Genomic DNA, 24,739 nt, shown 5'->3' on the forward strand with positions numbered 1-24,739 from the left:
GTTGGTCTTATCAACCTCATTGGCCTCGCTGGTCCCACCAGCAACATCAGTCACCTGAGACACATCGGTCACCTTTCCCTCTGGAGTACGGACAGCGCGGCGATCAACTCGGCCTGCGGCTCCGGGGTCACCTCAAGCGCGTCGAGGGGCGCCAGCCGCCGGTCGCGCTCCCCGTGCAGTACGCGATCGATGTACGTCGTCACCAGCTCGCCGCCCCGGTCGCGCAGCCGCAGCGCCACGTGCGCCCCGACCCGCTCCGCGAGCCGCTCCCCCGCGAGCCGGGCCCGCCGGCCGCCGAGCAGGGCCGCCGCGAGCAGCGCCGCGACGGTCTCGGCGTCGGGCGCGGGGGTCCGTTCGAGCCGGCGCACCTCCTCCTCGGCCAGTTCCTCAAGGACGCGGCGCCAGCGGCGTACGGCCATCCCGACCCGTTCCGCCGCCTCCCCGTCCGGTCCCGGCATGGGCAGCGTCCCGGCGGCCGGCTCGTGCCCCCACGCCTCCTCCACCCGCTCCTCGGCGGCGGCCACCGCGCACTGGAGGAGCGCGCCGAGGCTCTCCGCCAGCGAGTCGAGCAGCTCGCGCGCCGAGCTGTCCCGGGGATAGCCACGCCAGCGCGTGCGCGCGTCTCCGGCGAGCACGGCGCCGCGCTGGAGCTGCCGACGCACCCGGTCGCCCTCGCCCGCGTAGGCGTCCTCCACCGCGCCCGTCAGCCGCACGGCGGCGGCGTACTGCGCGGCCACCGCCCCCGCCAGCTCCGGCATCCGCGCGTTCAGCGAGTCGATGACCCCGGCCGCGGTACGCACCAGTGCCTGCTGACGAGCCGCCGGATCCTGCACCCGGTGCGCGAGCCAGGCGAGCAGCGGCGCGACGGCGGTGGTGGGCAGCAGCCCCCGCCCGGCGCCCGCGGACTCGGGCAGTTCGGGGATGGTGAACCGCGGTACGTCACCGAGCCCGGCCCGGGTCAGCAGTGCCGCGTACTGCCGTGACACCTCGTCGATCACCTGGTGCGGCACCCGATCGAGGACGGTCACCAGCGACGCGTCGTACTCCTTCGCGGTACGGAGCAGATGCCAGGGCACGGCGTCCGCGTACCGGGAGGCGGTGGTCACCATGACCCACACGTCCGCGGCGCAGATCAACTCGGCGGCCAGCAGCCGGTTATCCACCACGAGCGAGTCGATGTCGGGTGCGTCGAGCAGTGCGAGCCCGCGGGGAAGGGCGGCGGCGGTGTCGATCCGCAGCGCGCTCTGCTCCACGGCCCCCGTGCCGTCCGTACCGATCCCCGCGTCGTCCTCCTGCTGCGGCAGCCATACGCGCGTCAGGTGCGGCAACACCCGCATCCCGGCGAACCAGTGGTGGTCCTCGGGGTGGCAGACCAGTACGGGGGTACGTGTGGTGGGCCGCAGCACCCCCGCCTCACTGACCCGCCGTCCCACAAGGGAGTTGACGAGCGTGGACTTCCCGGCACCGGTGGACCCCCCGACGACGACGAGCAGGGGTGCTTCGGGGTCCCTGAGCCTGGGCAGCAGATAGTCGTCGAGCTGTGCCAGCAGCTCGGCCCTGGTCTGCCGGGCACGCGGCGCCCCGGCGAGAGGCAGTGGAAGACGCACGGCAGCGACACAGTCGCGCAGTGCGGAGAGTGCGTCGATCAGCTGGGGCCGTACATCCAAGGTCACCACATGCGAAGAATGCCCAATTTTGGAGCCTTTTTGAAGCGTATGGACATCCCTGCGCGCCGATCACATACTCGGGACAGACGGGACGAGTGGGGCGCAGGCATAACGACTGCACAACACCCGGGGCGCCGAGCGCCAAAAGCGATGCGGGAATCGCACCTGCCTGCGATTATCGGTTCGCTTCACTGAACCTCCACAACGTGCCACGGGCGTGAAGCAACCGGGTCAAGGCGATCGGAGCCCTATCCTTGTCCCGGCGAGGTCGCGGAACCACCCAACCAGGGCTCCAGGTCACCGAGGCCACCACCCGGCCCCCGTAGCTCAGTGGATAGAGCAGGTGCCTTCTAAGCACTTGGCCGCAGGTTCGAGTCCTGCCGGGGGCGCTACGCGCGATGACCAGCGGAAACGCTGGTCATCGGCGTTTCTGGCTCAATGTACATCGCTACCGGACCAAGTGCCTTGACTGTCCACGATAGTGGACGCCATGGTGGCTTCATGACAGCCGCGCGATACAACTTGGCCCCTATGTCTGCCTCTTGGATCCGCTCCCTGCGATCCCAGAACCTTGCCGACAACACCATCCGTGTCTACACGCGTGCCGCCAGTGACTTCGGTGCCTTCCTTCTCGACGAGGAGATCGGCTACCGTCCGCCGGTCGACGACGACGGCACCGAGGGACGCCCGGCGCCGACCTCGCTGGAAGAGATTCACCGCGAGCACGTCGAGGCGTACATCACGGCCACCATGAAGCGCACCTCTGCGAGCACCGCAAACCAACGCTTCCGCAGCTTGAAGACCATGTTCAACTGGCTGGTCGACGAAGAGGAGATCGACCGCTCACCCATGCGCACCATGAAGCCTCCGACGATCCCCGAGGTGGAGGTCCCGATCATCAGCGAGGGCGACCTCTCGAAGCTCTTCAAGGCGTGCTCGGGCAAGACGTACGCGGACCGGCGAGACACCGCACTGCTGATGCTGTTCCTCGACACGGGCGTCCGGCTCTCGGAGGCCACGGACCGAAGAGTCGAAGACCTTGACCTGGACTTGAAGGTGCTGCACGTCCTCGGCAAGGGCTCCGTGCGGCGTCCCGTGCCGTTCGGGCGGACGTGCGCGACCGCCCTGGACAGGTACCTGCGGGCGGCGGCGAAACACAAGGGCAAGCCGCTAGAGGGCGACATGTGGCTGTGGTGGGGCGAGCGCAATCGGGGGCAGCGGCTGACCTTGTGGGGTGTGGGCACGATGCTGAAGCGTCGGTGCGCGGAGGCCGGCATCGAGGAGTTGCACCCGCACCAATTCCGGCACACGTTCGCTCATCAGTGGAAGGTCAACGGGGGCAACGAGGACGACTTGATGCGGATCACCGGGTGGAAGTCTCGTCAGATGCTGACGCGCTACGCCGCGTCTGCGGGCTCGGAGCGGGCGGCGCTGGCTCACCGGAGGCTGAGCCCCGGCGACCGGCTGAAGTAGCCGGCCGCCGTTGGGGTTCAGCGTCCGGTCCGGGCCAGTTCGAGGCTGCCGACGAGCCGTGGTACACGCACACACAGGAGCGTGATTGCTACGGCTTCCTCGATCTGGCTGGGGTCGTACGCCATCCGGACACGGTCTCCGAAATCTCGGTACATCATGGGAATGCCGTCGTCCAGGTCTGCGCATTCCACTCGAACACCCGTCACATGGCCCCCTGTCCCGCTGGCTCCGGCATGCCGGTTCGCACACGCGTTCGTTTTGCGCGAGGTCCAGTAACCATACGGCTACGCAACCCATTGGTGCAGGCCATAGGGAGAATCGGGGGTGCACACTCCGTATTGTGACCGTTCAGAGATCGTTGCTTTTATATGACAAACAGGGCGGCTAGTCAGCCCTCTTCATCCCAACGCTCAGCCACAGCACGGGACTTGGGGGCGTCCGCGAGAGACGCGTCAAGGCGATGAATGAGGATGGCCGGCGCACCGCCCGCGAGCTCCGACTCGGCGTAACCGATCACCTGGAAGTGCGCCGCCGCTGCGACAACTTCGCGCGGCAGCCCGAGGCCGGCCGCGAGGGCGGACACCAGCGGAGGCGTGATGGTGTATCCGTTCCCGGCGATGATTTTTCCGACCAGCGACTTACTCGGGGACCATCCACTGTCCGGGTCCACGGCGATCTCCGAGAAGTCGCGCGTACTCCACCGCTTACCGATGCCGACGTGCTGTTGCACCAGCTCAGTCAGCGCATCACGCTGCTCGGGCACCACAGTCACCTCTCTCACTGCCACGTCCACACCTTCCGAGTGGGGATTCCCGGAAATGCCAGGTCAGAGCGCACAACCTTTCGCGCTCGCTGGCCATTGTCCACGATCAGGGGCGCAGCGGGGTCACCCCGGACGACTCCGACCAGATATTGCCTAACCGCAATCTCGCCCACGATCGTGGACACCGCTCAAGCGATGTGCTTTAGTGGGGCTGTCCACAAACGTGGGCAGCGCAACGGAGGCACCATGAAGGAACCCAGGCTCCGCCTGATCGACCCGCACGTCCTGCGGCACCTCATGCAGCACGCACCGGACGGGCGTCCCATCAGCGGCAAAACCCTCGGGGACCGAGTCGGCCTCTCCAAGAGCAAGATCAGTGCACTCCTCCACGAAGAGCGCGCCACCGTGACGCCAGGGACCGCCGAGCGCATCGCGACCACCCTCGGAGTTCACACCGGCGCTCTCTTTTTTGAGCCATTGTCCACGCCCATGGGCATGGACAGTCGGATCGGAAAGGACACACCCTGATGACCACGAGCGAGCGCTCCCAGCGCATGCGGCTCGCCGCACACAAGAGCTGGGGCAACACGGTCGACCGCGCCAGCCGTACGGCCGCCGCCCGCAAGGCGTCGCACCACACACGGTTCCTCAACAAGGCCCGCGAGATGCACCCGAACGCGACCGCCAAGCAGATCGAGAAGGTCGCCGAGTCGCTGCGGTCGGCGCACTACACGGAGCTGGCGCTCAAGTCGGCGCAGGCCCGGCGGATCAAGAGCGAGCAGGCGAAGACGGCGAAGCGGAAGCAGGTCGCGCAGGAGATCGCGGCGCTGTCGGCCGGCCGTCCGGCCGCTGCCTGACTCGCCTCATGAAGCGGGGCCGCCCGGACGGCCATCCGGAACGACCCCTGGCAGTCCACCAGAACAAAGAGAGAAGTGGATCACCTTGAGTACACAGACTATCCGTCCCACGGATTTGCCCGCCGGTCACCGGCGGACGGTCCGGGTGGACGTTGAGGTTCCCCGCCCGACGACTGTGTCGGCCGTGTTCCGGGCTGCGGCCCGTGTGATCGCGGCGAATGGGCACTACCAGGGCGACTTCGTGCCGGATGTGTTCGACCGGGAGATGTGCGTCCCGCACTTCCTGCGGCCGATGTCGATCGTGGCCGCGCTGAAGACGGCGGTGACCGGGGATCCGCACCGTACATCGCTGCTGGCGGATGAGGCGATCGCTGTGCTGGCGCTGCGGCTGGAGGTCAACGGCGAGATGGGCCCGTTTTACGGGGACATTTTCTCGCTGGAGGAGCACATCGCCGCGTGGGGCGATGTGCCGGGCCGGACCGTGGAGTCGGTTGTCGCGGTGCTGTACGCGGCTGGGGACGCTGCGGAGGTGTCGGCATGAGCGACTCGATCTCCGTCCGGATCACGCTGGACTCGTACGACCTGATGCACCCGCGTGAGAAGCAGACGCAGGTGTACGTGCAGATTCCCGAGGTGGCGCGCGTCTCGTACATGCTGCCCGCCGAGCGGTTCCAGGGGCTGAAGGACCGTGCTTGGCCCGAGGTGTTGGACGTGGCGGACGAGCACTACGAGCGCGGGTGGGCCGTCGAGGATTCGACGACGGTGGCGGCTCGCGCTGCCGTTCGGGCGTGGCTGCGGGACGACGCGAACCGCGATGAGATGCAGGCCGCGTTCGAGGCGGACCACGCCCGTCGGGACCCGGTGGCGCGGAAGCTGTTGGAGGAGAACGAGCGGCTGCGGGCCCGGGTCGCCGAGCTGGAGCAGCTGGCAGTAGCCGCCCGCGCCTTGCACGTTCAGTACCCGGACTCCGAGCACTGCCAGCACGACGGCGAGTCCTGGCCGTGCCCGACGGTGGAGGCGCTGAACGCGCACAACACCGCGCCCGGCCCGGACGGTGAGGCCGACCGCATCGTGGCCTACCGCAACTCGGACCGGCCCGGGGTGCTGCTGTGCCGGGAGCACGGCGACGGCTGGGTGGGTCTGACGCCGCTCACGTCCGAGGACCTGCCCGATGGCGGGCTGTGCACGTGGGGCTGGCCGAAGTCGGAGCAGTGCGGCAGGGACGTGCTGATCACCGAGGCGGGTGATCCCCGATGACGGTCCTGCTGTGGATCTCGTACGCCCTGATCGCGTGGGGCCTCGGCTGTGCCGCTCTCGTCGCGATCGTCGACGACCACCACCCGTTCGCGTACCTCGCCGCTCTGCTGCGCCCCCACGGAGGCCGCAATGCCCGCTGACCTGAACCCCAGCAGCAAGCCGCCGTTGTCCGTGCGGCTCCGCTCCGACTGGCTGCGCGGCATCCTCCGCGTCGACCCCATCCGCCACCACACTCTGATCGGCCTCGTCCAGCACTGGGGCGACGCGGACGCCCGCGAGGACGTCATCACCCAGCTCGACGCGCTCGCCGAGGCCGTCCAGTCCCCGCGCGAAGGGGAGTTGGACGCGCTGACCGAGGCGGTAGAGGACGCGGCGGCTCTGGACACGGCCGAGATCGACATCAGCCTGTCGGATGCGTTGCGGCTGCGGGATGAGCTGGACGAGGCGATCGATCGCCTGTCTCGGTTCAACCCGCAGCGGCTCGCAGCCGTGCCGTCCCTGCCCGAGCGGAGGACTGCATGAACGCCGAGACCCATCAGGCCGCGCTTATCGTCGCGGACCGAGCGAGCAGCGCGGACGACTGCCGGACGCTCCTCGAAATGCTGGGGCTCAAGCCCCAGTCGAAGCGGCGGCGCGGTGGCCGGCCGCCCGTGGACCACGGGCACGGCGACCACCGAACGTACAACAAGGGCTGCCGCTGCGACGACTGCCGGGAGGCTCAGCGGCTGCGCGGGATCAAGCAGCGCGCAGGGTGGGCACAGGACCCGTCGGCCGCTGACCGTGCCGGGCACGGCAAGCCGTCCACGTACAAGAACTACAAGTGCCGGTGCGAGCCATGCTCGAAGGCGAACAGTGCGGATGTGGCTGCGTTCCGAGCACGGCGCCGTCAGAGCGCCGCGATGGCGGAGACACGTGGTGCCGCATGAGCGCCCGCGAGACGTTGCACTCCGACCTCCTCACCACACCCGCCGCCCAGAAACTCCCGCAGCCTGAGGGATGGGCCAGCACCCGGATCAAGCGGTACCGGGACGAGGTCCGTACCGAGACGCTGGCCGAGGTCGCCGAGATGCTCGACCGAGTCGGGCACCCCGCCGCCGCGCTGGTCCTCCGTTACGCCGACGAGGCCGCTGGGCCGGAGGAGAAGACCACCCCGAACGCTGGGACTGCGGTCACTCCTCAGCTCGACAGCATCACACGCCAACAGCGGCTCCTCTCCACCATCCGCCAACAGCACGGACGCGGACGCTGGCGCACCAGCCGCGTCGAACACCTCTACCGCGACTGGGGCGTCCACTACCCCCGCAGCAATGCCCGCTCCGATCTGCAAGCCCTGCATCTGGCAGGCCACTTGACGGAGCGCGGACCGGTCGACGGCCGCTTCTACACCCTCAACACCCGGAAGGACGGCCAGCGATGACCGGACCCGAGCACTACCGCAAGGCCGAGAAACTGGCGAAGATTGCCGCCCGCTACCGGGAGTCGAGTGACGCACTCGCGCTGATCGAGCTGGCACAGGTCCACGCGACGCTCGCCCAGGTCGCCGCCACCGTCGAGCAGGCCAGCAACGCCGCCATCGCGAGTGACATCAACAGCAGCACCCTCGCCACCTGGTACGAGGCCACGCACACCGCGACGGGTGGCGATGCCCTGTGACGACCGTCGCGCAGGCCGGGGCGAGCACCGCCCCGGCCGCCGGCCGCCGGGTCACACCCACCGGCCGACTCATCCTCCCCGCCGACGCCGACCGTGCCGACTGGCTCACAGCGCGCCGCTCCGGCATCGGCTCCAGCGACGTCCCTGCCCTCCTCGGCCTTGTCGAGCAGAACCCGCCGCTGAAGGTCTACTTCGACAAGACCGGCCGCGACGTCGATGACGCGGGCGAAGCCGCCTACTGGGGCATCGTCAACGAAGAGAACGTGGCTCGCCGATGGGCCATGCAGTCCCGCAGCGTAGTCCGCCGCGTCGGCCTCGTCGCCCACCAGGACCACCCGCACTGGATGACCACCCTCGACCGGCGCGTCACCAAGTGCCCGCTCTCGGCCGACGAGCAGGCCCCCTGCGCGCTGGAGGTCAAGACCCGCTCGGCGTTCAAGGCCGCGCAGTGGCACGCCGGAGCCCCGGACGACGTCCTCGCCCAAGTCCTGTGGCAGATCGCCGTCAACGGCTACGAGCACATGCACTACGCCGTCCTCATCGGCGGCAACGAGTACCACCAGGGCACCGTCCGCGCCGACCAGTACACGGACGTGATGGCCGACATCACGACCGCGGTCGACCGGTTCTGGTTCGAGCACGTCCAGGCGCAGGTACCGCCCGAGCCGATCGGTGACGGCGACGCCCTCACGAGGCTGTTCCGTCGCCTGCATCCGGCCCGCTCCGGCACGGTCGACATCGACCGCCACGACGACGCCTTGGATGCGCTCCTCGACTACGGCCGACACCAGCGTGCCGAGTCCGCGGCGAAGAAGGCCAAGGCCGCGGCGAAGGCCCGCATGATCGCCGCTCTCGACAGCGCGCAGTCCGCGCTGATCGGCGGGGAGCGCGCCTACTCGCTGGAGCCCAGCAACGCCGCGCCGCGCGTCGACTTCGAGCAGCTCGCCGAGCGCTGGCCCGATGCCTACGCCGCGTGCGTCGCCCCGAACCCGACTGAACGCATCGACATCGCCAAGCAGTACAAGGGGGACTTCTGATGGGACTGCGCGAGAACGCAGCCGCAGCGGCCGGCCGTGAGCTGACCGCCAACGAGCACGACCGCCCGGCCGAGCCGGAGCCCGCGCCGCTGCCGGACCCGATGGCCGACTACGAGCCCGGCGACGACGACCCGGAGATGGTGCCCGTCCACATCGCCTGGCTCCGTGTCCGCAAGGACGTCCGCGCCATCGCCAAGGGCGAGCAGTACAACGGCGGCGGCACCCGCTTCAACTTCCGTGGCGTCGACACCGTGGTCAACACCTTCGGCCCGGTCACCCTCCGGCACGGCATCAACATCTTCCCCGTCGGCATCGACGCGGAGCACCGGGACACCACCACGTCCAAGGGCAACAAGATGCGCGAATGCACCGTCACCGTCTCGTGGATGGTCATGGGCCCCAAGGGCGACACCCTGCCCGCGCTGCTGAAGACGCGGGGCGAGGCACTCGACTCCGCTGACAAGGGCACGGCCAAGGCCCAGTCCGTGGCACTGCGGGTGCTTCTCCTGACCGGCGGCCTCACCCCGACGCACGACAAGGACCCGGACTCCTCCCACGTCGAGCGCGGTGAGGCGCCCATCCGGCCGGCCGTCCAGTACCTCGACGAGATCACCCACCCCCAGACCAGCGCCGGACGCCTCCGACAGATCCACTACGAGCTGAAGCAGACCGGCCAGCTGGGCGCGCTGCTCACGAACGAGGTCGGCGACGAGGAACGCGCGGGCGACATGGTCGTCCGCATCGGCAAGGAGCGCGCCGCCGGGGGTGCCGCATGAGCTGGCACCTCGGCCGTATGACCGGCTTTGACCTCGAAACCACCGGGCCCGACCCTCTCACCGCCCGCATCGTCACCGCGTGCATCGTCCAGTGCGGCGGCGGCTCTCCGGTCGACTCGGCAACGTGGCTGTCCGACGTAGACGGCGAGGAGATCCCCGACGAGGCCGCCGCCATCCACGGCGTGACAACCGTCCGTGCCCGTGCGGAGGGTGCGCCGCTCGCGCAGGTCGTCGCCGAGCTGCTCGCCGGTCTCGGGCAGGCGATCGTCGCGGGCCTGCCGATCGTCGCGATGAACGCAAGGTATGACCTCACGCTGCTGGACCGCGAGGCCGAGCGGTACGGCCTCGATCCGCTGCCCATCGGACCGGTCATCGACCCGTACGTCATCGACAAAGCCGTCGACAAGTGCCGGCGCGGCTCCCGGAAGCTGACCGCCCTGTGCGACCACTACAAGGTCCCGATCGGCGACGCCCACCAGGCCGACGCCGACGCGATCGCCGCGTGCCGCGTCGCCTGGCGACAGGCCACCCGGTACGAGCAGGTCGCACGGATGACGCTGCCCGAGCTGCACCACGCGCAGGTCGGGTGGGCGGCGGAGCAGGCGGCGAGCTTGCAGGAGTACTTCCGCCGCAAGGACCCGACCGCGGTCGTCGAGGGCGCCTGGCCGCTCATCCCACGCCAGCAGGGCGGTGACGCCTGATGTGGATCTCCCGCACCCGCTACAGGGACATGCGCACGCAGATCGAGCAGTTCGTCGACCAGCGTGACGAAGCCCGCCGCGACGCCGCCGCGCACCTCGGCGCCGCCCGGCGCACCGCCGCCCGCAACACGCACCTCACCGAACAGCTCCAGGACGCACGCGCCGAAGACCTCGGCGACAGCATCACGGACGCCATCGGCTACGAGCGGCGCATCGTCCGCATGACGCGCGCCGTCGCCCGCCTGTCCGCCGCCCTCACGAGCGAGACCCGCCGCGCGGACCGTCTCCAGCAGCGCCTCGACTCCGCGCTCGGACTCGACAGCCCCGCCATCGCAGACGGCGCCCTGTGGCAGCAACACCGCACCGACAAGCCCAAGCCCGAACCAGGGGGCAAGCCGTGACCGCTCTCTTCGATCTGACCACGCCCGTGGTCCCCGCCCCGGCCCTCGCACCGGCGGCGGGGACCACCCGGCCCACCTTCACCATCGCCCTCCCCACGGGCGTGAAGCTGCTGAACAGCAACCAACGCCTTCACCACGCGCCGAAGGGGAAGCTCACCCACGCGCTCCGCGCCGCCGCCATGGAAGCCGTAGGCGAGAACCCGGCGCTCATGGAAGCGCTCGCCGCCGCCAAGCCCGGCCCACTGTTCGAGCGCGCTCACATCCTCGGCATCTACCGGCCCCGATCCGTCGGCCGCTGCGACCCCGCCAACTGGTACCCCAGCTTCAAGGCCGCCGTAGACGGCATCGTCGATGCCGGGCTCCTCGACGACGACGACCACACCCGCCTCGTCGGCCCGGACATGCGCCTCGGCCGGAAGATCAAGGGCGGCCAACTGGTCCTCGTCATTCGCGGCCTGGCCGTCGGCGAGCAGTGGCCGGACCTCGGGCAGGTACCCCAGTGACCGACACTCTGTTCGACCTGCCCGCCGTCCAGCCGACGACGTGCGCCCGATGCGACGACCGGCCCGCCGAGGTCACCGTCACCGGACACGCCAACCTCCTCGGCGGCATGACGGCCGACGGGTTCGCCCCGTTCGCGCCCGTACCGGTCGGCCGAATCCCCTGGACCCGCCACACCGCCCCGACCGCCTGCTGCTACCGCTGCGCCCGCTACCTCGCATGGGCCTGGAACGCCCCGTACGAGGTGGCGCGCCCCCATCAGGAGCGCATCGTCGTCATGGCCGTACCGCTGGAATCGGCGGCGGTCGCATGACCCGCCGGCCGCGTCCTCAGCCCCCGCCCGGCCTCCTCGACTGGCGGGACAACTCCCACTGGTCCACCCGCGAACGGCCCTGCCGTTACTGCGGGTTCGGCACTCACCTACGCGATTCCCGACGGAAACCCGCACACAAGGTCTGCGCCGAATTCGCCCTCGCCCAACAGGTCGCCGACGCGGCCGAAGCCTACGGAAAGGACACCCTGTAATGCCGAAGCTCAGCCCCACCCAGGCCCCCGAGGTCAAGCTCGACTCCGCCGCCGCATCCGTCGAAGTCAGTCTCACCACCGAACAGCGCCGCGGCCTCTTCGAGAAGCCCGGAAGCGTCGTCGTCGCCATCGTCGAGCTGACCTCGAAGTCGTACACCGGCCACGCCGAGGGCGAAGAGAAAGAGCCCCAGGTCAAGGTCCGCGTCACCGGCTGCGAAGTCGCCCGCACCGACGCCGAAGCCGCGACGCTCCTCGAAGCGAAGCGCGCCATGTGGAGGGCCCGCCGCATGGACGGCACGTTGGACGAGGTCGGCCCCGGCCCCCGCGACCCCGAGGCCGTCATCGGTACCGCGTTCGCCGCATACCCCTCCGAGGACGAGTACAAGGCCCACGAGCGCGCCCGCGAGGCCAAGCGCCGCGACGAGTACGTGCGCTAACTGCCGCACTCCGGCCCGGGGCCACCGCGCCCCGGGCCCCATCCCCACCCGCACCACAGCGAGATGAGAATCCGTGAGCAGCAGCGACCGTGTGCAGACCGTCCGGAACGCGTGGATCAACGCGCTTCGCGCCGAAGTGCTGCGCGACGGCGTCCCCGCCGAGCTGCCACGGATCGCAAACGTGGGCGTGTGGATCGCCACGTACGCCGATGCGGACGGCGGCGGCGCGTTCCCCAGCCGCGAGACCCTCGGCACCCTTGCAGGGTGCGCGCAGGAGACCGTCACCCGGTGCGTCAAGGTCCTGATGGCCGTGGGGATGCTGGCCCGCAGGCGCCGGCCGAACGCCTCGTCGGTCTACCAGCTGCTCATCCCGGTGTCCCGGCCTGACTGGGCTGCTCACATCCACCTGTACACGGACACCCGGCAGCGCAAGGCCCACGCCGCGAAGAAGGCCGAGCAGATCACCGACGTGGTACGGAAGACGACTTCCACCGTACGGACAGCGTCCGTGGACGCGGACCGGACAGCGTCCATGGACTGTGTTCCGGACAGCGTCCACGGCGGGCGTTCCGAACCCCCTCCGGAGGGCCCGGACAGCGTCCATGGACGCCCCCGGACAGCGTCCATGGACGCCTTCCGGACAGCGTCCATGGCGGGCCCCTACCAGTACAACCACCCCTATGGGGTGGACCCAGACCCCGACCACAACATGGCTGAGCCCGAACCTCAGCCACAGGTCCGCGCGGGCGCGCGAGGGGAAAACGATTCCTCCCCCCAGCCACCCGCCACAACCAGCACCAGCGACGAACCACCACTCACCTTCGCCCGGTGCAGCACCTGCGGCGAACGCATGATCCCCGACCCCAAACGCCCCGACCGGACCACACACACACGCTGCACCCCCATCGCCGCCGAACGGACCGCGTCATGACCACCCGCCACTGCCTCCACTGCCCCAACCCCGCCGCCCACCAGCGCCGCGTCTGCAACCCCTGCCGCAACCGCCTCTACCGCAGCAACCGCCGCAACCGCCGCCGCCCCTACCAACCCCGACGCGACCCCGAGCCCTTCAACATCGACACCGCCGTCAACACCCGCCGCCCCCTCCCCGGCATGACCTCCGAAGAACGAGCCGCAGCAGGCGTCCAACTCACCGCACACGGCCTCTCCGCACGCCAAATCGCCGACATCTTCAGCGTCACCACCCGCACCGTCGCCCGCTGGCGAGCAGCAGCACGCACCACACAGGCAGCTTGACCAACCGCCCCACGACCAACCACCCCCAGGGGAGCCGACATGACCACCATCCCCGTCCCCGCGTTCCTCAAGGGCACCAGCACCGCGGCCTGCGCCACCAGCGACCACGACCCCGAGCTGTGGCACTCCACCGACCCGTTCGACGAACTCACGGCCAAGCAGATCTGCGGGGCCTGCCCGCTGCTCCTCGCCTGCCAGGCCCACGCCCTCGACACTCGGGAGCGGCTCGGGACATGGGGAGCGCTCACGGCCGGCGAGCGGCACCGGCTGCGCACCACGGATGGGTCGTGGCTGGACGCGGCCGGTCGTGTCCGGCTGCCGTGCGGTACTCCGCGGGCGTACTCGGCGCACCACAGGTTCGGTGAGACGCCGTGCGACGTGTGTGTGGCCGGGCATGAGGCGCGGGTGCTGAAGCAGCGGTTGCGGCTGTTGGAGGCCGCTCACGCCGCGGGCGGCACCTACGCGGGTGCGCAGCTGCACCGGCGGATGGGAGAGGCCGCGTGCGGGCCCTGCATGGCGGCACAGGCCCGGTACAACGCGACCCGCCCAAGGGCTCGTCAGCGCGGCTCACAGGCCCAGCCTCAGGCGGTCGCCGCGTGATCGACACCGTGCTGTTCGTGCTGCTCGTGGTCGTGGCGGCCGGCCTGCCGCTGGCCCACTGGGCGTACCCGCCGTGGCGGCGCCGGTGAACAGTCGCGCCCTCGGGCTCGTCTACCCGCTGCTGCTCCTCGGCGCCGTGCTGGTCCTCGTGGTCCTGCTGGCCGCCGAGGGCCGACGGGATCGGCGAGCGCGAGCCCGACGCGCGGAGCAGCTGGCCCGCCCGCCGGCCGTCTCGTTCGCCGCGCTCCTCGATGAACTGGCCATCCACCGCGAGGCCGTGCGGCACGCCTGCTGCGCGGGCTGGTGGACGCCCGGACACCTGTACCGGCATCACCCCGACTGCACCAAGGAGCAGCACCATGCCTGAACCCGCCCGCCTCGTCGCCGCCGCTATCGACCGACTGACGACGCAGGTGGAACGCGTAGCCGACGCCCTCACGACGACGCCCGTCACCACCACCGACGACACCCCGTCGACGCCCGACGACGAGCCCCGCTGCATCTGCGGCGACCCCATCGCACTGACCGGCGACCCGGCCCGCTGGGCTCACCGGCCCACCCCCGGCCTGCCCAACCTCGACGCCCACAAGGCCCGCCCGGCCGGCGCGCCGGACTTCGCCAGCCCGGTTGCCGGAAAGCGGCGACACACGGCCGACACGATCACCGACGACGAACTGGACGAGCTCTACGCCCGCATCACCACGCTGGAGGCCGTGGCCGCCGGCAACAAGCGGCACGTCCAGACCATCGTGCCCGAGATCGACCGGCTCACCGAGGAGCGCGACGGCCTCGTCGCCGAGCTGGCCCGCGTCCGCCGCGCTCTCAACGGAACCAACGAACTGACGGGCCGGGAGGCTCCCGGTCCGCCATCCTGAAATCGACCACCGAAGGGGAAACCATGCCCGACCACCACACCACCTACTTCATCCAGTCCCGCCCCGCGCCCAGCCAGCCGTGGCGGAAGGTACCCGGAGTCCATGTCGGGTGGGACACCAAGGCCAAGGCCCTGGAGAAGCTTGCCTATCGACGCGAGATGCAGCCGACCTGGGAGCACCGGCTGATGGAGCGGATCACCACGATCACCGAACAGCCGACCGACGAAAACTGACCCACTGCCCCGGGAACCGAGCCACACGACCGCGAGGAGACCCCGTGACCGAGCCCAGCCCCCGCAAATACCTCAAGGGCGACGAGCGCATCAAGGTGGCCGTCGACCTCAAGGCCCGGTACGAAGCTGGGTCCACCATCCGTCAGCTCGCCGAGGAGACCGGCTACTCACACGGTGCCGTGTGCGGTCTCCTACATTTCGTCGGCACTCGGATGCGGCCGGGCGCGGTGGATCAGGACCCCGCCCCCGGCAGCGAGCCAGCCTGACCGCGGCCCGCGAAGCGCGACGCCCCGCGCCGGCCTCCTACGCCGCATCGCCGCCCACATCGACGTACACGGTCTGATCATCAAGAACGCCGCATCAGGAATGCCCGTCGGTGACATCGCCGACCTCATCGGCGTCACCGAGTCATACGCCTACCGCGTGCTTCGAGCAGATCAACGCTAATCCGCGCCCCGGCCACGCAGACGCCCGCCGCCCCAACCCGGGACGACGGGCGTCGACACGTTCAGACGGCCTACGACGCGTACCGCGTCACCTCCGTCACTCGGCACTCCACCGTCACCGTGACCTTGTCCAGGCTCTGCGCTGTGGTCTCCACCTTCTGCCCCGCGGCGACGTTGTTCGACGCGGCAAGAGCATCACCCAGCCGCTTCCCCGACTCATCGACGAACTCGACGGACACGATGTAGTTCGACTCCTTGCTTGACCGATTCGTGATCAACACGTCAGCAGACGGCCAGTCCGTGAGGTCATCCACCGCACAGCCGGTGATTTTCACGTCCCCCTCCGGCCCGTCTGTCGGCTCGGCCTTCGCTGGAGCCTCGGCCGGCGCGGCTTCCGCAGAGCTGCTCGGCGACGAGTCCGCGGGGCTCGCCGCAGCTGACCGCTCCGTTGTCGCGACATCATCCGCGCCCGAGCTGACGAGAACACCGAGCAGCACCATCAGCACCAGGCCGCCCGCGATCGACAGGCCAACGATCAGGCCCGTGTTCGACTTTTTCGGCGGCGGTGCTCCCCAGCCCGGCCCCGGTGGCTGCTGCCCCCACGGCTGCTGCTGCCCATGCGGCGGCGGATACCCATTCGACACAATGACCCCCCAGGTCTGGAATGTGGCGTTCACCGTACGGCCGCCCGCCGACAACGGGCGTCGTCGTCGTCAATCCGTTACGACGACGACCGGTTCTTCCCTGCCGCGATCTGCCCCGCGGTCTCCCCCGTTGTCCCGATGCGCTCGCCGATCGCCCGGTACGTATGCCCCTGCGCCTTCGCCGTGATGACCGCCTGCTGCCGCACATCGGCCAACATCCGATGCAGCTCGGGCCACTCGCGCAGCAGCTCGGAGCAGGCCGCCGCCCGGTCCACCGCGTCAGGGATCGCCTCCAGCGCCCGCAGCGCAGCACGCACCGCCTCGACCTCGTTCGCCATCTCGCACCTCCGCGCGGAGCGTAGGGCTGCACAACCACTCACCCAAGGGGTACCCTCTGACTTCCAAGGGGTACCCCTTGGGCACGTCAGACGGGCTACGACGCCCGCCAGACACCCAACAACTGAACGAGCCCCGCAGGTGCGCTAACACCGAAACGGGGCTCTGACCACCGGAGAGTGACCTCCATGGGCTGGAAGAAGCCTCGCACATCCCCGCCCCCAGCGGGACCCTGGTACGCCAGACTCGCCACCAGCGCCGGCCGCCCCGCCGTCCTCGCCGCCACCCTCGTGATGTCGATGCCCGGCGAATACCACGTCGCCAAGTTCGCGGGCTGGTCCGACCCGTGGGCGTACGGCATGCCGTTCTCCCTCTCGGCCTACGCGGGTATCGCCGCCGTCGTCGCCGCGACCCGGCCCAAGGGCGCCCGCGGCCGGTTCTCCGCGACCGTAGGCGCAGTGTTCGCGATCATCCTTGCGCTGGCCGCACAGGTCGTCGCGCACCTCGTGAACACCGGACACATGGACCACAACCAGGCATGGTTGATCGCCGTGACGTCGATGGTGCCCCCGGCCGTCCTCGCGCACCTTCTGCACCTCGCCGCTACGCCCGACGAGGGTGACGCCCCGTCGACCAGCGTCGACACCCCCGCCACCGCGCCCGTCGTCGAACAAGCCGAGCGGATCGAGCAGGCGCCCGTGTTGCCACCCCTGCCGAAGCAACCCCCGGCCCCGCAACTCCCTCCCGTCGAGGAGCAGCAGCCCGCGCCGATCGTCTACCGCGATCCGCGCTGCGCCGCCATCCGCCCGCTGTACGACGGCGGCACCCGGCCCGGCACCGCCGCCATGCGCGACGCGCTCATCACCGCCGGACACGGCCGCGTCGGCGACTCTACTATTCGCGGCGTTATCCGCGCGGAGATCGAGCAGCATGAGCCGCGCCTCGCGCAGCTCCCGCCCGCGCTGCCCATGCCGCGTGCTGCGGGGCAGCCGTGATCGCCGCTGTGTTCTTCGCCGGGTGCGCGCTGCTCGCGCTCCTCGGCCTCTGCGCCATCGCGCTCGATGACGTCCCCACGATCTCCGGGACCGTCGCCCTCCTCCTCACCGCCGCGGCCATCGTCGCCGCCCTGTTCCACTGAGGACGCGCTCATGAACCTCGGCAACATCACCACGTACAACGTCGTCAGCCTCGGCGGCGTGACCGTCGGCCTGTCCCTCCTCGCGTGGGAGATCACGCGCTGGTGGCCCGGCCGTAAGAACCTGCTCAAGCTGAAGAAGCTGCTCGACCTGCTGCCGTTCACCCTCGCGGCCTTGTACGGCATGCTGCTCATCCTGTCCGCCGGAGGCATCCTCGGCGGCGGCGCGAACGTTGCTCTGTGGGGCGGTTCGGAGATCGGCGACGCCACCCTTCAGTACGGGCTCGGAGCAGGAACGCCGGATGCCACCCGCACCAGCAACCTCGTCTTGACCGATGGCGGGCATGCGTTCGTCATCGTCTGCACCGTGATCCTGTTCGCCATCTGGACGAAGCGCGGCGGGTTCCGGTGGGACCTGGCGCGCGCGGTCTTCTGCGGCATCACCCTCGGCCTTTCAGCTGGCGTCGCGGGCATCGCCGGGTACGTTCTCTCGCCGGTCGTGTCGGCCGCGGGTGACTCGATCGTGGGCCTGCTGTGAACGCCCGTGGGATCGCGGCGGACGTCGTCGCACGGGTCACCGGTCCAGTCGTCGCGGTGTATCAGCGGCTGTGTCTTGGCACTGGTCAGATGGTTCATGGGATCGGTGATCTGCTCGCCCCGGCAGCGTCCGGCTGGGGCTTCCTTCCTCGGTGCGGCGGGTGTGTTCTGGCTCTGTGGTTCGCCGGGCGCCTGTTCGAGCGGGCGCCGCATGCGGTCTTCGCGATGCCGGTCGTGTGGCTGCTGGCCGCGTGGCACATGTCTGATTCGTCCGCCACTCCCCCACCGGAAGCGACGGGCCCTCTTGGGGACATCTACGCAGATGAGAGCGCTGACGGCGCGAGAGTGGTCCGCTCCCCGGAAGGGGTTATGTGCATCGTGCACCCGGTACGGAATGAGGTGTCGGATCATGCCGCTCCGTAAGACCATGCCCATGGCCCCCGGAACCCGGCCGGACCCGAAGCAGGAGACGACCTACCAGGCGTCGCGGGGCGGCTGGGTCAAAACACCAAAACAGCCAACCCCGGACACACCGAAGACGGGACGATAGCGACGTGGATGTATGGATCGAATTCACGGACACGGGCAAGGACGCCCACATCACCATGGACTGCGTGCCTCGTGCGGGAGAGATCGTGCTGTGGCTGGACAGCGTGATCGAGGACGGGACGGAGTATGACCACGACGTTGAGTACGTCGTCGAGTCAGTCGACTGGACACTCAACAAGCGCGACGACGAACCGGGGCACGCGCGGCTGCGTCTCCGCCCGTCCGGACCGGATGAGGGAGTGACGCCGCTCTAAGAGCCGCGCCGCCTCCTGCCGTCATCCCTCCGCGCCTCAGGCTGCTGCGCCGCTGGACCCGAGCCCCTCACCGCACCCCGTGGGTGAGGGGCTCGCCCATGCCCGCGACATACAGACCCCAAGATCCCGCAGCGCCCGAAATCCGTACCCTCCCCACCAGGGAGGCGACTGCACATGGCGACCAAAACGAACGCGGACATCGCGCGACAGCGCGAGGACGAAGTCATGCTGCTCCGCACCCGCGACCGCCTCCAGTTCCGCGAGATCGCCGACCGCATCGGCGCTGACGTCAAGAACACGTACGAGGCGTGGAAGCGCGGACGCACCCGCCTCCATGCCGAGGCCGCCGAGGCGTTCGGCGCGTACGTCGGAGAGCAGCTGGCCACCTGCCGCCAAGTCATCGACGGACTGATGCCCATGGTGATCGCAGGAGGCATGCACGCGCCCAAGGCTGGCGAGGCCATCGTCCGCGCCATGGACCACGAGGCGAAGCTGCTGGGTCTGTACGCCCCCGTGCGCGCGAACGTCACCGTCACCGACGAGATGACCGCCCGCGTGAAAGCCCTCGCCGACGAACTCGCAGGGCTCGACGCATGACGACCGCCACCGAGGGCCTGGACGCGCGCCTCGCCGCCATGTCGCCGGCCGAACTGGCGCTGCTGGAAGAGGAACTGCGCGCGAAGGTCTGGGCGAAGCGGTGGGGGAAGTGGACCCCGTATCCGTGGCAGGTTCCGCCCGAGCACATCGAGACGCTCGGGTGGTGGCTCCAGCTCGGCGGACGCGGCACGGGCAAGACGGACGGCTGCGCCCGGTACATGGTGGAGCACGTCAACGGCCCGGCCTGCGACCCGCGGTTGAAGGGCGGCCACCGTATGGCGATCATCGCGCCCACTCAGGGAGACGCGGTTGAGGCGTGCGTGAACGGGCCGTCCGGGCTGAAGGGGCACGACCCGCGCGTGGTGCTGAGGACGACGACCGGCGGTACTTTCGCGCGCTGGCCATCCGGTGCCGAGGCAAAGCTGTTCGGCGCACACTCTCCCGACGACGTCGAACGCCTCCGCGCCGGCGGCAACAGGTGTCTCGTGTGGATGGAGGAGGCCGCCGCGATGCGCCGCCTCGGCGCGGCCATCACACACTCCGAGATGGGCCTCCGCATTGGCCCGAACCCCCACTACATTGCGTCCACCACGCCGAAGCCACGCACCGAACTGATCGAGCTGACCCGTCGTACGGACGTCACCGTCACCCGCGGCCGGACCCGCGACGCCGTGCACCTCCCCGAGGAGCAGCGGCGGAAGCTGATCGAAAAGTACGCGGGCACCCGCATGGAGAAGCAGGAGCTGGACGGGCTGCTGCTGGAGGACATCGAGGGCGCCCTCTGGAGCCGCGCCGGCCTGGATGGGACCCGCGCCGGCGCGGCCCCGCCCATGTCCCGAGTCGTCGTCGCTATGGACCCCGCCGCCACCTCGAACGAAGAGTCCGACGAGATGGGCATCATCGTTGCCGGGCTCGGCCAGCAGTACATTCCCGACCTCAACGGCACACAGCGCCAACACGGGTACGGGCTCGATGACCTGTCCGGCCGCATGCCGCCGTTGGACGCTGCCCGGCGCGCGATCAAGGCGTACCACCAGCACCGCGCGGACGCGATCGTTGCCGAGGTCAACAACGGCGGCGACTGGATCGGCACCGTGATCCGGCAGATCGACCCGACCGTGAACTACCGGACCGTACGGGCCACCCGCGGGAAGCTCACCCGCGCGGAGCCGGTGGCCGCGCTGTCGGAGCAGCAGGCCGTGCACATCGTGGGGAGCCTGCCGGAGCTAGAGGAGCAGCTCGTGTCATGGGTTCCCGGCGACGCGTCGCCCGACCGTCTGGACGCGTGGGTGTGGGCGCTCACGGATCTCATGCTCGCGCCCGCGGGCAATTTCGCCGCGGTCGCATAGGAGGACTCGTGAGGAACGCAAGGAACCCCCAGCTTCGCCGAGCAGCCGAAAGGCGCGCCATCGGCGGTGGGCTGGACATGCTTCGAGACCGGCGGCCAATCACCGTTGCGAGCATCGGTGGGCAGCAGTCCCTCACGCTCGATCTCGACGCGGAGGCCCGCGGCTACGCCCACAGCGCGGTCGCCTACCGGTGCGTCGCGGCGATCGCCGACAACGGGTCGTCGGTGCCGCTGGTCGTGCGCCGGCCGGACGGCTCGGTCATCGAGGGCCACGACATCGCCACCCTGTTCAACAAGCGGCCGAACCCCCAGATGTCCGGCCGCGTTTTCAAGAGCCTCATCCTTCAACAGGGCGAGTTGGCCGGGCAAAGCTTCGTATGGCTGGACCGCGGAGAGACAGGGCTCGGCCCTGTCACCGAGGCGCACATCGTCTTCGACCCTGTGGACGTCATCGTCGACAAGCCGGTGGCGCAGCGGCCGACGATCGCGAACGTGATCGGGTTCATCATCAGGCGGGCGGACGGCGTGCGGGTGCCGGTCTTGCCTGAGGAGATGCTCTGGCTGAGGTATCCGCACCCTTTCGACCCCCTGGGGTGCCTCGCCCCGTGGCGAGCCGCGCGCCACGCGGTGGACATGGATGCGTACGCCCGCGAGTGGCAGCGCTCCAGCTACAAGAACGGGGCGTCGCCGACGGGCGTCGTCTACCTCGGCCAGATGGAGCCCAGCGAGCTGACCAAAGCCCGCGCCATGTGGCGGTCCGAGGTCCAGGGCCCGGCCAACGCTGGGAAGAACCTCCTCGTCTCCAGCCCGCCCGGCGGCGGCACGCCCATCTCGTACGCCAGGGTGTCGCTGACGGCCGAGGAGATGGACTACCTCGAATCCCGCGTGGCCAATGCGGCTGAGGTGATGATGGCGTTCGGGGTACCGCACGACTACCTGAGCGCGGGCACCACGTACGAGAACCGCAGCGCAGCGAAGACGCTGCTGTGGTCGGACACGATCGCGTCGAAGCTGGAGCTGTTCGGCTCCGACATCGACCGTGTCCTGCTGCCGTCTGACTCGGAGGAAGCGGGATTCGATCTGTCTGGCGTCGAGGCGCTTCAGGAATCCCGCACTGCGCTCGTCGACCGCACGGTCAACCTGGTGGACTCCGACGTCCTGATGATCGATGAGGCACGCGCCGACATCGGCCGCGACCCCCTTCCGGGGCGGACCGGTCAGGTCACCATCAGCGCGTACCGGGCGCAGTACCAGGCCGCTCCGCCGCCGCTGAACAGGGCCTCGGAGATGCCGGAACTGGAGGACGCGTTCCGGCGGGCGGTCGTGGAGGTACTGGCGCCCGTCGTTCAGCAGATGACGCAGCTCAACGCCCCCGCGACGCCTCGTCGTCTGGAGCTGACGCGTGCGGACGACACCCCGTCGTCGCCGTCGCTCGCGGACATCAACGACGCGTACGACTCGCTGGAGGCGACCGGCCGCCGCGCAGTGGAGGCCCTCGCGAAGGAGCAGCAGACCCGCGTACTGCGGGACTTCGACCGGCTGATGGCCAAGCCCAACCGATCCGCCGAGTGGCTGACCGAGGTACGCGCCCAGGCGTGCGCCCTCGCCCGCGAGCAGCTGCTCACCCTGGCCCCACCGGACCTGGATGTCGTCCCCGCCGCGCGCGCGACCGCGCTGGACGTGGCCGGCGGCCCCGACGGCTGGGAGGAGCGCATCAAAGCGCGGGAGATCTTCGACCCTCGGTACTGGCGTCGTCGTACAGCGGAGGTGCTGCGCCCGTTCGTTGAGCGGGCGTGGAGGCGCGGGGGCGTGTCCATCACGGGTTCCTTCGACCTGGACGAGCCGGATGTGGCGGGCGCCCTGGACGACCGGGTCGACGAGTTGGCCGGGCAGGTGACCCGGACGACGGAGCAGGTACTGCGGTCGCAGCTGCTCGCGCACGGGGTGGCTGAGGGGGAGTCGGTGCCGGAGCTGCGGGCGCGGATTCAGCGGGTGTTCGCGGACCTCTCCGACTACCGGGCCACGATGATCGCCCGCACGGAGAGCGTGGGCGGGTACAGCGCAGCGTCGCACATGGCCGCGCTGGACGCTGGCGCCGTACGGAAGACGTGGCTCAGCACCGACGACACCCGGACCCGGGCGACGCACCGGGCGGCGCAGGGCTCCAGCGTGGCGCTCAACAAGCGGTTTCCGCTGACCGAGTCGCGGTGGCCTGCCGATCCGGCCGCCCCGGCGAATCAGTCGATCCAATGTCGATGTGCTCTCACGTTCGAGTTCGAGGAGTAGCCCCGGATGCACATGCCGACGCGGGAACCGAAGCGGGGGCCGGTCTGGCCGCCGCCTCCGCCGCCTCCACCACAGAAGGAGTCCTGACCATGGCCAAGCAGAAACCCCCGACGCAGATCTCTTCGGCGCAGCTCGGCTACGTCGGGCCGCCGCGCACCCCGGAGCCCCGCCTCTTCACGCTGGAGCGGGACCAGGACATCACCGGGGTATCCGGTACGGGCACGGTCGCCGACGGCGTGGTCTGGCCGGACGGCACCGTGTCGATCCGCTGGCGCGGCGAGCGCCCGAGCACTGTCTTCTGGGAGTCGCTGGAGGACGCCGAGGCAGTACACGGTCACGGCGGCGCGACGCGCTTCGTGTGGGCAGAGGAGTGCTGCTGACATGGCAACTCTGCTGCGGGGCGAGGCCCCCGTGATCCTCCAGCCTGCCGGGCACGACCAATACGCGGGCGCCTACTGCCCGCCCGGGGTGCCGTTCGCCGAGGTGCGCCGGGGCCCGTTCGACGGGAAGCAGGACATCGTCGTACGCCCCGACGCCGACGGCGGTTTGCCCCAGCACATGACGTTCGGTGGCGGCGCCGTCGTTTACGAGTACGACGGCCGCGACAAGAAGCAGCGCGCCGTCTACCGGTACGCCCCCCGCCTGTCCCCGTCCCACCAGGCCGTCATGGACGGCGTGGCCGAGGTCTACCGCGAGCACGCACTCAACCAGGCGAAGGAGCAGGGCCGATGAAGGTTCTGATGATCGAGTGCCCGTACTGCCACGTCCAGCAGCCCGCCCGCATCACCACCGTGGCAGACGTCGACCTCGCCCGCGATGACCTGCCCGACGTGGTGCCCGTGACGCAGACCGCAGACCTGCGGCCCGCTAAGACGCACGCGCAGACGTGCAGGAGCAGGAGGACCCGATGAGCGAGTTGGAGTTCAGGTCTCTGGAGGACATCGAGTGGCGAGTCGACGAGGGCGGCGAGGGCACGTTCCAGGGCCTCGCCTGCCGGTACGGGGTCGTCGACTCCTACGGCACAACGTTCCACCCGCGCGCGTTCCGCAAGGGGTTGAAGGGTCAGTACGCCCTCCTCTTCATGCACAGCCCGTTCAGCCCGGTCGGGACGTTCACCGCTGAGGAGCGGGACGATGGGCTGTACATCTCCGGCCGGTACGACGAGACGACGGCGGGCCAAGACGCTCGGACGATGGCTCGGTCCGGGTCGGCGTCCGAGCTGTCCGTGGGGTTCGTCCGCACGGATCTCCCGCCGTGGGAGAAGCTGAAGGAGATGTCCGACGAGGAGCGCGCGGACGTGCTGGAGAACATCCGGGGCGCCCGCCTAGTGGAGGTCTCGCAGATCACCGCGCGCATGGCCGCCGTGCCCGGGTCGAAGCTGAAGACCGTACGGTCCGCGCTCGGTGACCTCTATGAGCAGGTCGACGCTCCCACCCTTGACGACCACGCTCGCGTCGCCGAGGGCGAGACGACGGCCGATGAGCAGCGCATGGAGGAGCGTCTCCGGCGGGCCGCGCTGCTGCGCCTGGTGTCCTGAGCGACGGCCGACGACGTACGTCAACCACCGTCGTCGCCCTGCGGCATACAGACCCCG

Annotated in this window: 39 protein-coding genes and 1 tRNA gene; 36 read left to right on the forward strand and 4 right to left on the reverse strand. The window is 69.9% G+C overall.

The annotated features are described in order from the left end of the window. Positions 1-68 precede the first annotated feature (68 nt). On the reverse strand, positions 69-1,667 hold the full coding sequence (locus tag IF11_RS0116870) for a dynamin family protein (protein WP_030352430.1): 1,599 nt from the start codon (positions 1,665-1,667) through the stop codon (positions 69-71). Positions 1,668-1,983: 316 nt separating this feature from the next. Between IF11_RS0116870 and IF11_RS0116875 the strand changes: the two genes are divergently transcribed. Continuing rightward, a tRNA-Arg gene (locus tag IF11_RS0116875) sits at positions 1,984-2,056 on the forward strand. Between the two features lie 112 nt (positions 2,057-2,168). Further along, complete coding sequence (locus tag IF11_RS0116880; protein ID WP_030352431.1) at positions 2,169-3,140, forward strand: tyrosine-type recombinase/integrase; 972 nt, start codon at positions 2,169-2,171, stop codon at positions 3,138-3,140. 388 nt (positions 3,141-3,528) lie between these two features. Here IF11_RS0116880 and IF11_RS0116890 read toward each other — a convergent pair whose 3' ends face one another. Then, positions 3,529-3,903 carry a hypothetical protein gene (locus tag IF11_RS0116890; RefSeq protein ID WP_240627949.1) on the reverse strand — a complete coding sequence of 125 codons (375 nt, stop codon included), beginning with the start codon at positions 3,901-3,903 and terminating at the stop codon, positions 3,529-3,531. Between the two features lie 246 nt (positions 3,904-4,149). Here IF11_RS0116890 and IF11_RS0116895 point away from each other — a divergent pair, with 246 nt between their 5' ends. The 23 genes from IF11_RS0116895 to IF11_RS0117010 all read left to right on the forward strand — a co-directional run bounded on the left by IF11_RS0116895 (position 4,150) and on the right by IF11_RS0117010 (position 15,279). Continuing rightward, on the forward strand, positions 4,150-4,431 hold the full coding sequence (locus IF11_RS0116895) for a helix-turn-helix domain-containing protein (RefSeq protein WP_030352433.1): 282 nt from the start codon (positions 4,150-4,152) through the stop codon (positions 4,429-4,431). Further along, complete coding sequence (locus IF11_RS36725) at positions 4,431-4,760, forward strand: hypothetical protein (RefSeq protein ID WP_037727924.1); 330 nt, start codon at positions 4,431-4,433, stop codon at positions 4,758-4,760. The genes IF11_RS0116895 and IF11_RS36725 overlap by 1 nt, the downstream gene beginning before the upstream one ends. A 145-nt stretch (positions 4,761-4,905) precedes the next feature. After that, positions 4,906-5,301, forward strand: coding sequence for a DUF6197 family protein (locus tag IF11_RS0116905; RefSeq protein WP_030352435.1), 396 nt, complete (start codon positions 4,906-4,908; stop codon positions 5,299-5,301). Next, a complete protein-coding gene (locus tag IF11_RS37795; RefSeq protein WP_051745989.1) occupies positions 5,298-6,017 on the forward strand; it encodes a hypothetical protein in 720 nt (239 codons plus the stop codon). The genes IF11_RS0116905 and IF11_RS37795 overlap by 4 nt, the downstream gene beginning before the upstream one ends. Next, positions 6,014-6,157: a hypothetical protein gene (locus IF11_RS40880; RefSeq protein ID WP_157848436.1), complete on the forward strand. Its 144-nt coding sequence runs from the start codon at positions 6,014-6,016 to the stop codon at positions 6,155-6,157. The genes IF11_RS37795 and IF11_RS40880 overlap by 4 nt, the downstream gene beginning before the upstream one ends. Further along, positions 6,147-6,539 (forward strand): hypothetical protein, encoded by a 393-nt coding sequence (locus IF11_RS0116920; RefSeq protein WP_030352437.1) that lies wholly within the window; start codon positions 6,147-6,149, stop codon positions 6,537-6,539. The genes IF11_RS40880 and IF11_RS0116920 overlap by 11 nt, the downstream gene beginning before the upstream one ends. Beyond that, positions 6,536-6,943, forward strand: a complete 408-nt coding sequence (locus IF11_RS0116925; protein WP_030352438.1) for a hypothetical protein — start codon at positions 6,536-6,538, stop codon at positions 6,941-6,943. The genes IF11_RS0116920 and IF11_RS0116925 overlap by 4 nt, the downstream gene beginning before the upstream one ends. After that, complete coding sequence (locus IF11_RS0116930; RefSeq protein WP_030352439.1) at positions 6,940-7,434, forward strand: hypothetical protein; 495 nt, start codon at positions 6,940-6,942, stop codon at positions 7,432-7,434. The genes IF11_RS0116925 and IF11_RS0116930 overlap by 4 nt, the downstream gene beginning before the upstream one ends. Next, on the forward strand, positions 7,431-7,670 hold the full coding sequence (locus tag IF11_RS36730) for a hypothetical protein (RefSeq protein ID WP_037727926.1): 240 nt from the start codon (positions 7,431-7,433) through the stop codon (positions 7,668-7,670). The genes IF11_RS0116930 and IF11_RS36730 overlap by 4 nt, the downstream gene beginning before the upstream one ends. Next, positions 7,667-8,707 (forward strand): YqaJ viral recombinase family nuclease, encoded by a 1,041-nt coding sequence (locus IF11_RS0116940; protein WP_030352440.1) that lies wholly within the window; start codon positions 7,667-7,669, stop codon positions 8,705-8,707. Before IF11_RS36730 ends, IF11_RS0116940 begins: the two co-directional genes overlap by 4 nt. Further along, positions 8,707-9,483, forward strand: a complete 777-nt coding sequence (locus tag IF11_RS0116945) for an ERF family protein (RefSeq protein WP_030352441.1) — start codon at positions 8,707-8,709, stop codon at positions 9,481-9,483. The genes IF11_RS0116940 and IF11_RS0116945 overlap by 1 nt, the downstream gene beginning before the upstream one ends. Then, on the forward strand, positions 9,480-10,184 hold the full coding sequence (locus IF11_RS0116950; RefSeq protein WP_030352442.1) for a 3'-5' exonuclease: 705 nt from the start codon (positions 9,480-9,482) through the stop codon (positions 10,182-10,184). Before IF11_RS0116945 ends, IF11_RS0116950 begins: the two co-directional genes overlap by 4 nt. Before the next feature lie 29 nt (positions 10,185-10,213). Further along, the gene (locus IF11_RS0116955; RefSeq protein WP_133243331.1) at positions 10,214-10,585 is read left to right on the forward strand and encodes a hypothetical protein; all 372 of its coding nucleotides are present in this window, start codon (positions 10,214-10,216) and stop codon (positions 10,583-10,585) included. After that, positions 10,582-11,088 carry a hypothetical protein gene (locus IF11_RS0116960; RefSeq protein WP_030352444.1) on the forward strand — a complete coding sequence of 169 codons (507 nt, stop codon included), beginning with the start codon at positions 10,582-10,584 and terminating at the stop codon, positions 11,086-11,088. Before IF11_RS0116955 ends, IF11_RS0116960 begins: the two co-directional genes overlap by 4 nt. Then, complete coding sequence (locus IF11_RS0116965; RefSeq protein WP_030352445.1) at positions 11,085-11,399, forward strand: hypothetical protein; 315 nt, start codon at positions 11,085-11,087, stop codon at positions 11,397-11,399. The genes IF11_RS0116960 and IF11_RS0116965 overlap by 4 nt, the downstream gene beginning before the upstream one ends. Before the next feature lie 211 nt (positions 11,400-11,610). Next, a complete protein-coding gene (locus tag IF11_RS0116975) occupies positions 11,611-12,048 on the forward strand; it encodes a hypothetical protein (RefSeq protein WP_030352446.1) in 438 nt (145 codons plus the stop codon). 73 nt (positions 12,049-12,121) lie between these two features. Next, positions 12,122-12,979 carry a helix-turn-helix domain-containing protein gene (locus tag IF11_RS0116980; RefSeq protein ID WP_030352447.1) on the forward strand — a complete coding sequence of 286 codons (858 nt, stop codon included), beginning with the start codon at positions 12,122-12,124 and terminating at the stop codon, positions 12,977-12,979. Then, complete coding sequence (locus IF11_RS40185) at positions 12,976-13,305, forward strand: helix-turn-helix domain-containing protein (protein ID WP_106979190.1); 330 nt, start codon at positions 12,976-12,978, stop codon at positions 13,303-13,305. The genes IF11_RS0116980 and IF11_RS40185 overlap by 4 nt, the downstream gene beginning before the upstream one ends. A gap of 39 nt (positions 13,306-13,344) precedes the next feature. Beyond that, the gene (locus tag IF11_RS37800; protein ID WP_051745990.1) at positions 13,345-13,905 is read left to right on the forward strand and encodes a WhiB family transcriptional regulator; all 561 of its coding nucleotides are present in this window, start codon (positions 13,345-13,347) and stop codon (positions 13,903-13,905) included. 85 nt (positions 13,906-13,990) lie between these two features. Further along, positions 13,991-14,272: a hypothetical protein gene (locus IF11_RS0116995; RefSeq protein ID WP_133243335.1), complete on the forward strand. Its 282-nt coding sequence runs from the start codon at positions 13,991-13,993 to the stop codon at positions 14,270-14,272. Beyond that, positions 14,265-14,780: a hypothetical protein gene (locus tag IF11_RS0117000; protein ID WP_030352450.1), complete on the forward strand. Its 516-nt coding sequence runs from the start codon at positions 14,265-14,267 to the stop codon at positions 14,778-14,780. Before IF11_RS0116995 ends, IF11_RS0117000 begins: the two co-directional genes overlap by 8 nt. 23 nt (positions 14,781-14,803) lie before the next feature. Continuing rightward, positions 14,804-15,013: a hypothetical protein gene (locus IF11_RS0117005; RefSeq protein ID WP_030352451.1), complete on the forward strand. Its 210-nt coding sequence runs from the start codon at positions 14,804-14,806 to the stop codon at positions 15,011-15,013. A 44-nt stretch (positions 15,014-15,057) separates the two neighbouring features. Next, positions 15,058-15,279, forward strand: coding sequence for a helix-turn-helix domain-containing protein (locus tag IF11_RS0117010; protein WP_030352452.1), 222 nt, complete (start codon positions 15,058-15,060; stop codon positions 15,277-15,279). 251 nt (positions 15,280-15,530) lie between these two features. Here the strand turns inward: IF11_RS0117010 and IF11_RS0117015 are convergent, their stop codons facing one another. Together IF11_RS0117015 and IF11_RS0117020 are read right to left on the reverse strand one after the other, a co-directional pair. Then, complete coding sequence (locus tag IF11_RS0117015) at positions 15,531-16,136, reverse strand: FxLYD domain-containing protein (RefSeq protein ID WP_133243334.1); 606 nt, start codon at positions 16,134-16,136, stop codon at positions 15,531-15,533. A gap of 44 nt (positions 16,137-16,180) precedes the next feature. Then, positions 16,181-16,441 carry a hypothetical protein gene (locus IF11_RS0117020; RefSeq protein WP_051745992.1) on the reverse strand — a complete coding sequence of 87 codons (261 nt, stop codon included), beginning with the start codon at positions 16,439-16,441 and terminating at the stop codon, positions 16,181-16,183. A 186-nt stretch (positions 16,442-16,627) separates the two neighbouring features. Here IF11_RS0117020 and IF11_RS0117025 point away from each other — a divergent pair, with 186 nt between their 5' ends. From IF11_RS0117025 to IF11_RS0117075, 11 genes are all read left to right on the forward strand, one after another. Beyond that, positions 16,628-17,434, forward strand: a complete 807-nt coding sequence (locus IF11_RS0117025) for a hypothetical protein (protein ID WP_051745993.1) — start codon at positions 16,628-16,630, stop codon at positions 17,432-17,434. Continuing rightward, complete coding sequence (locus IF11_RS41315; RefSeq protein ID WP_165840703.1) at positions 17,431-17,577, forward strand: hypothetical protein; 147 nt, start codon at positions 17,431-17,433, stop codon at positions 17,575-17,577. The genes IF11_RS0117025 and IF11_RS41315 overlap by 4 nt, the downstream gene beginning before the upstream one ends. A gap of 10 nt (positions 17,578-17,587) precedes the next feature. Beyond that, entirely contained in the window at positions 17,588-18,112 is a 525-nt protein-coding gene (locus tag IF11_RS0117035; RefSeq protein ID WP_030352456.1) for a hypothetical protein, read from the forward strand. Positions 18,113-18,665: 553 nt separating this feature from the next. Then, positions 18,666-18,914: a hypothetical protein gene (locus IF11_RS0117040; RefSeq protein WP_030352457.1), complete on the forward strand. Its 249-nt coding sequence runs from the start codon at positions 18,666-18,668 to the stop codon at positions 18,912-18,914. 174 nt (positions 18,915-19,088) lie between these two features. Next, positions 19,089-19,511, forward strand: a complete 423-nt coding sequence (locus IF11_RS0117045; RefSeq protein WP_030352458.1) for a hypothetical protein — start codon at positions 19,089-19,091, stop codon at positions 19,509-19,511. Further along, positions 19,508-20,860 carry a phage terminase large subunit family protein gene (locus IF11_RS0117050; protein WP_051745994.1) on the forward strand — a complete coding sequence of 451 codons (1,353 nt, stop codon included), beginning with the start codon at positions 19,508-19,510 and terminating at the stop codon, positions 20,858-20,860. Before IF11_RS0117045 ends, IF11_RS0117050 begins: the two co-directional genes overlap by 4 nt. A 77-nt stretch (positions 20,861-20,937) precedes the next feature. Next, positions 20,938-23,145 carry a phage portal protein gene (locus IF11_RS0117055; protein WP_037727930.1) on the forward strand — a complete coding sequence of 736 codons (2,208 nt, stop codon included), beginning with the start codon at positions 20,938-20,940 and terminating at the stop codon, positions 23,143-23,145. 89 nt (positions 23,146-23,234) lie between these two features. Next, the gene (locus IF11_RS0117060) at positions 23,235-23,525 is read left to right on the forward strand and encodes a hypothetical protein (RefSeq protein ID WP_240627953.1); all 291 of its coding nucleotides are present in this window, start codon (positions 23,235-23,237) and stop codon (positions 23,523-23,525) included. Between the two features lies 1 nt (position 23,526). Further along, positions 23,527-23,877 carry a hypothetical protein gene (locus IF11_RS0117065; RefSeq protein WP_030352462.1) on the forward strand — a complete coding sequence of 117 codons (351 nt, stop codon included), beginning with the start codon at positions 23,527-23,529 and terminating at the stop codon, positions 23,875-23,877. Beyond that, complete coding sequence (locus tag IF11_RS0117070) at positions 23,874-24,056, forward strand: hypothetical protein (RefSeq protein WP_030352463.1); 183 nt, start codon at positions 23,874-23,876, stop codon at positions 24,054-24,056. The genes IF11_RS0117065 and IF11_RS0117070 overlap by 4 nt, the downstream gene beginning before the upstream one ends. Next, the gene (locus IF11_RS0117075; RefSeq protein WP_051745995.1) at positions 24,053-24,682 is read left to right on the forward strand and encodes an HK97 family phage prohead protease; all 630 of its coding nucleotides are present in this window, start codon (positions 24,053-24,055) and stop codon (positions 24,680-24,682) included. Before IF11_RS0117070 ends, IF11_RS0117075 begins: the two co-directional genes overlap by 4 nt. Positions 24,683-24,739: the final 57 nt, after the last annotated feature.

This window comes from Streptomyces scopuliridis RB72, from assembly GCF_000718095.1.
Taxonomy (GTDB): domain Bacteria; phylum Actinomycetota; class Actinomycetes; order Streptomycetales; family Streptomycetaceae; genus Streptomyces; species Streptomyces scopuliridis.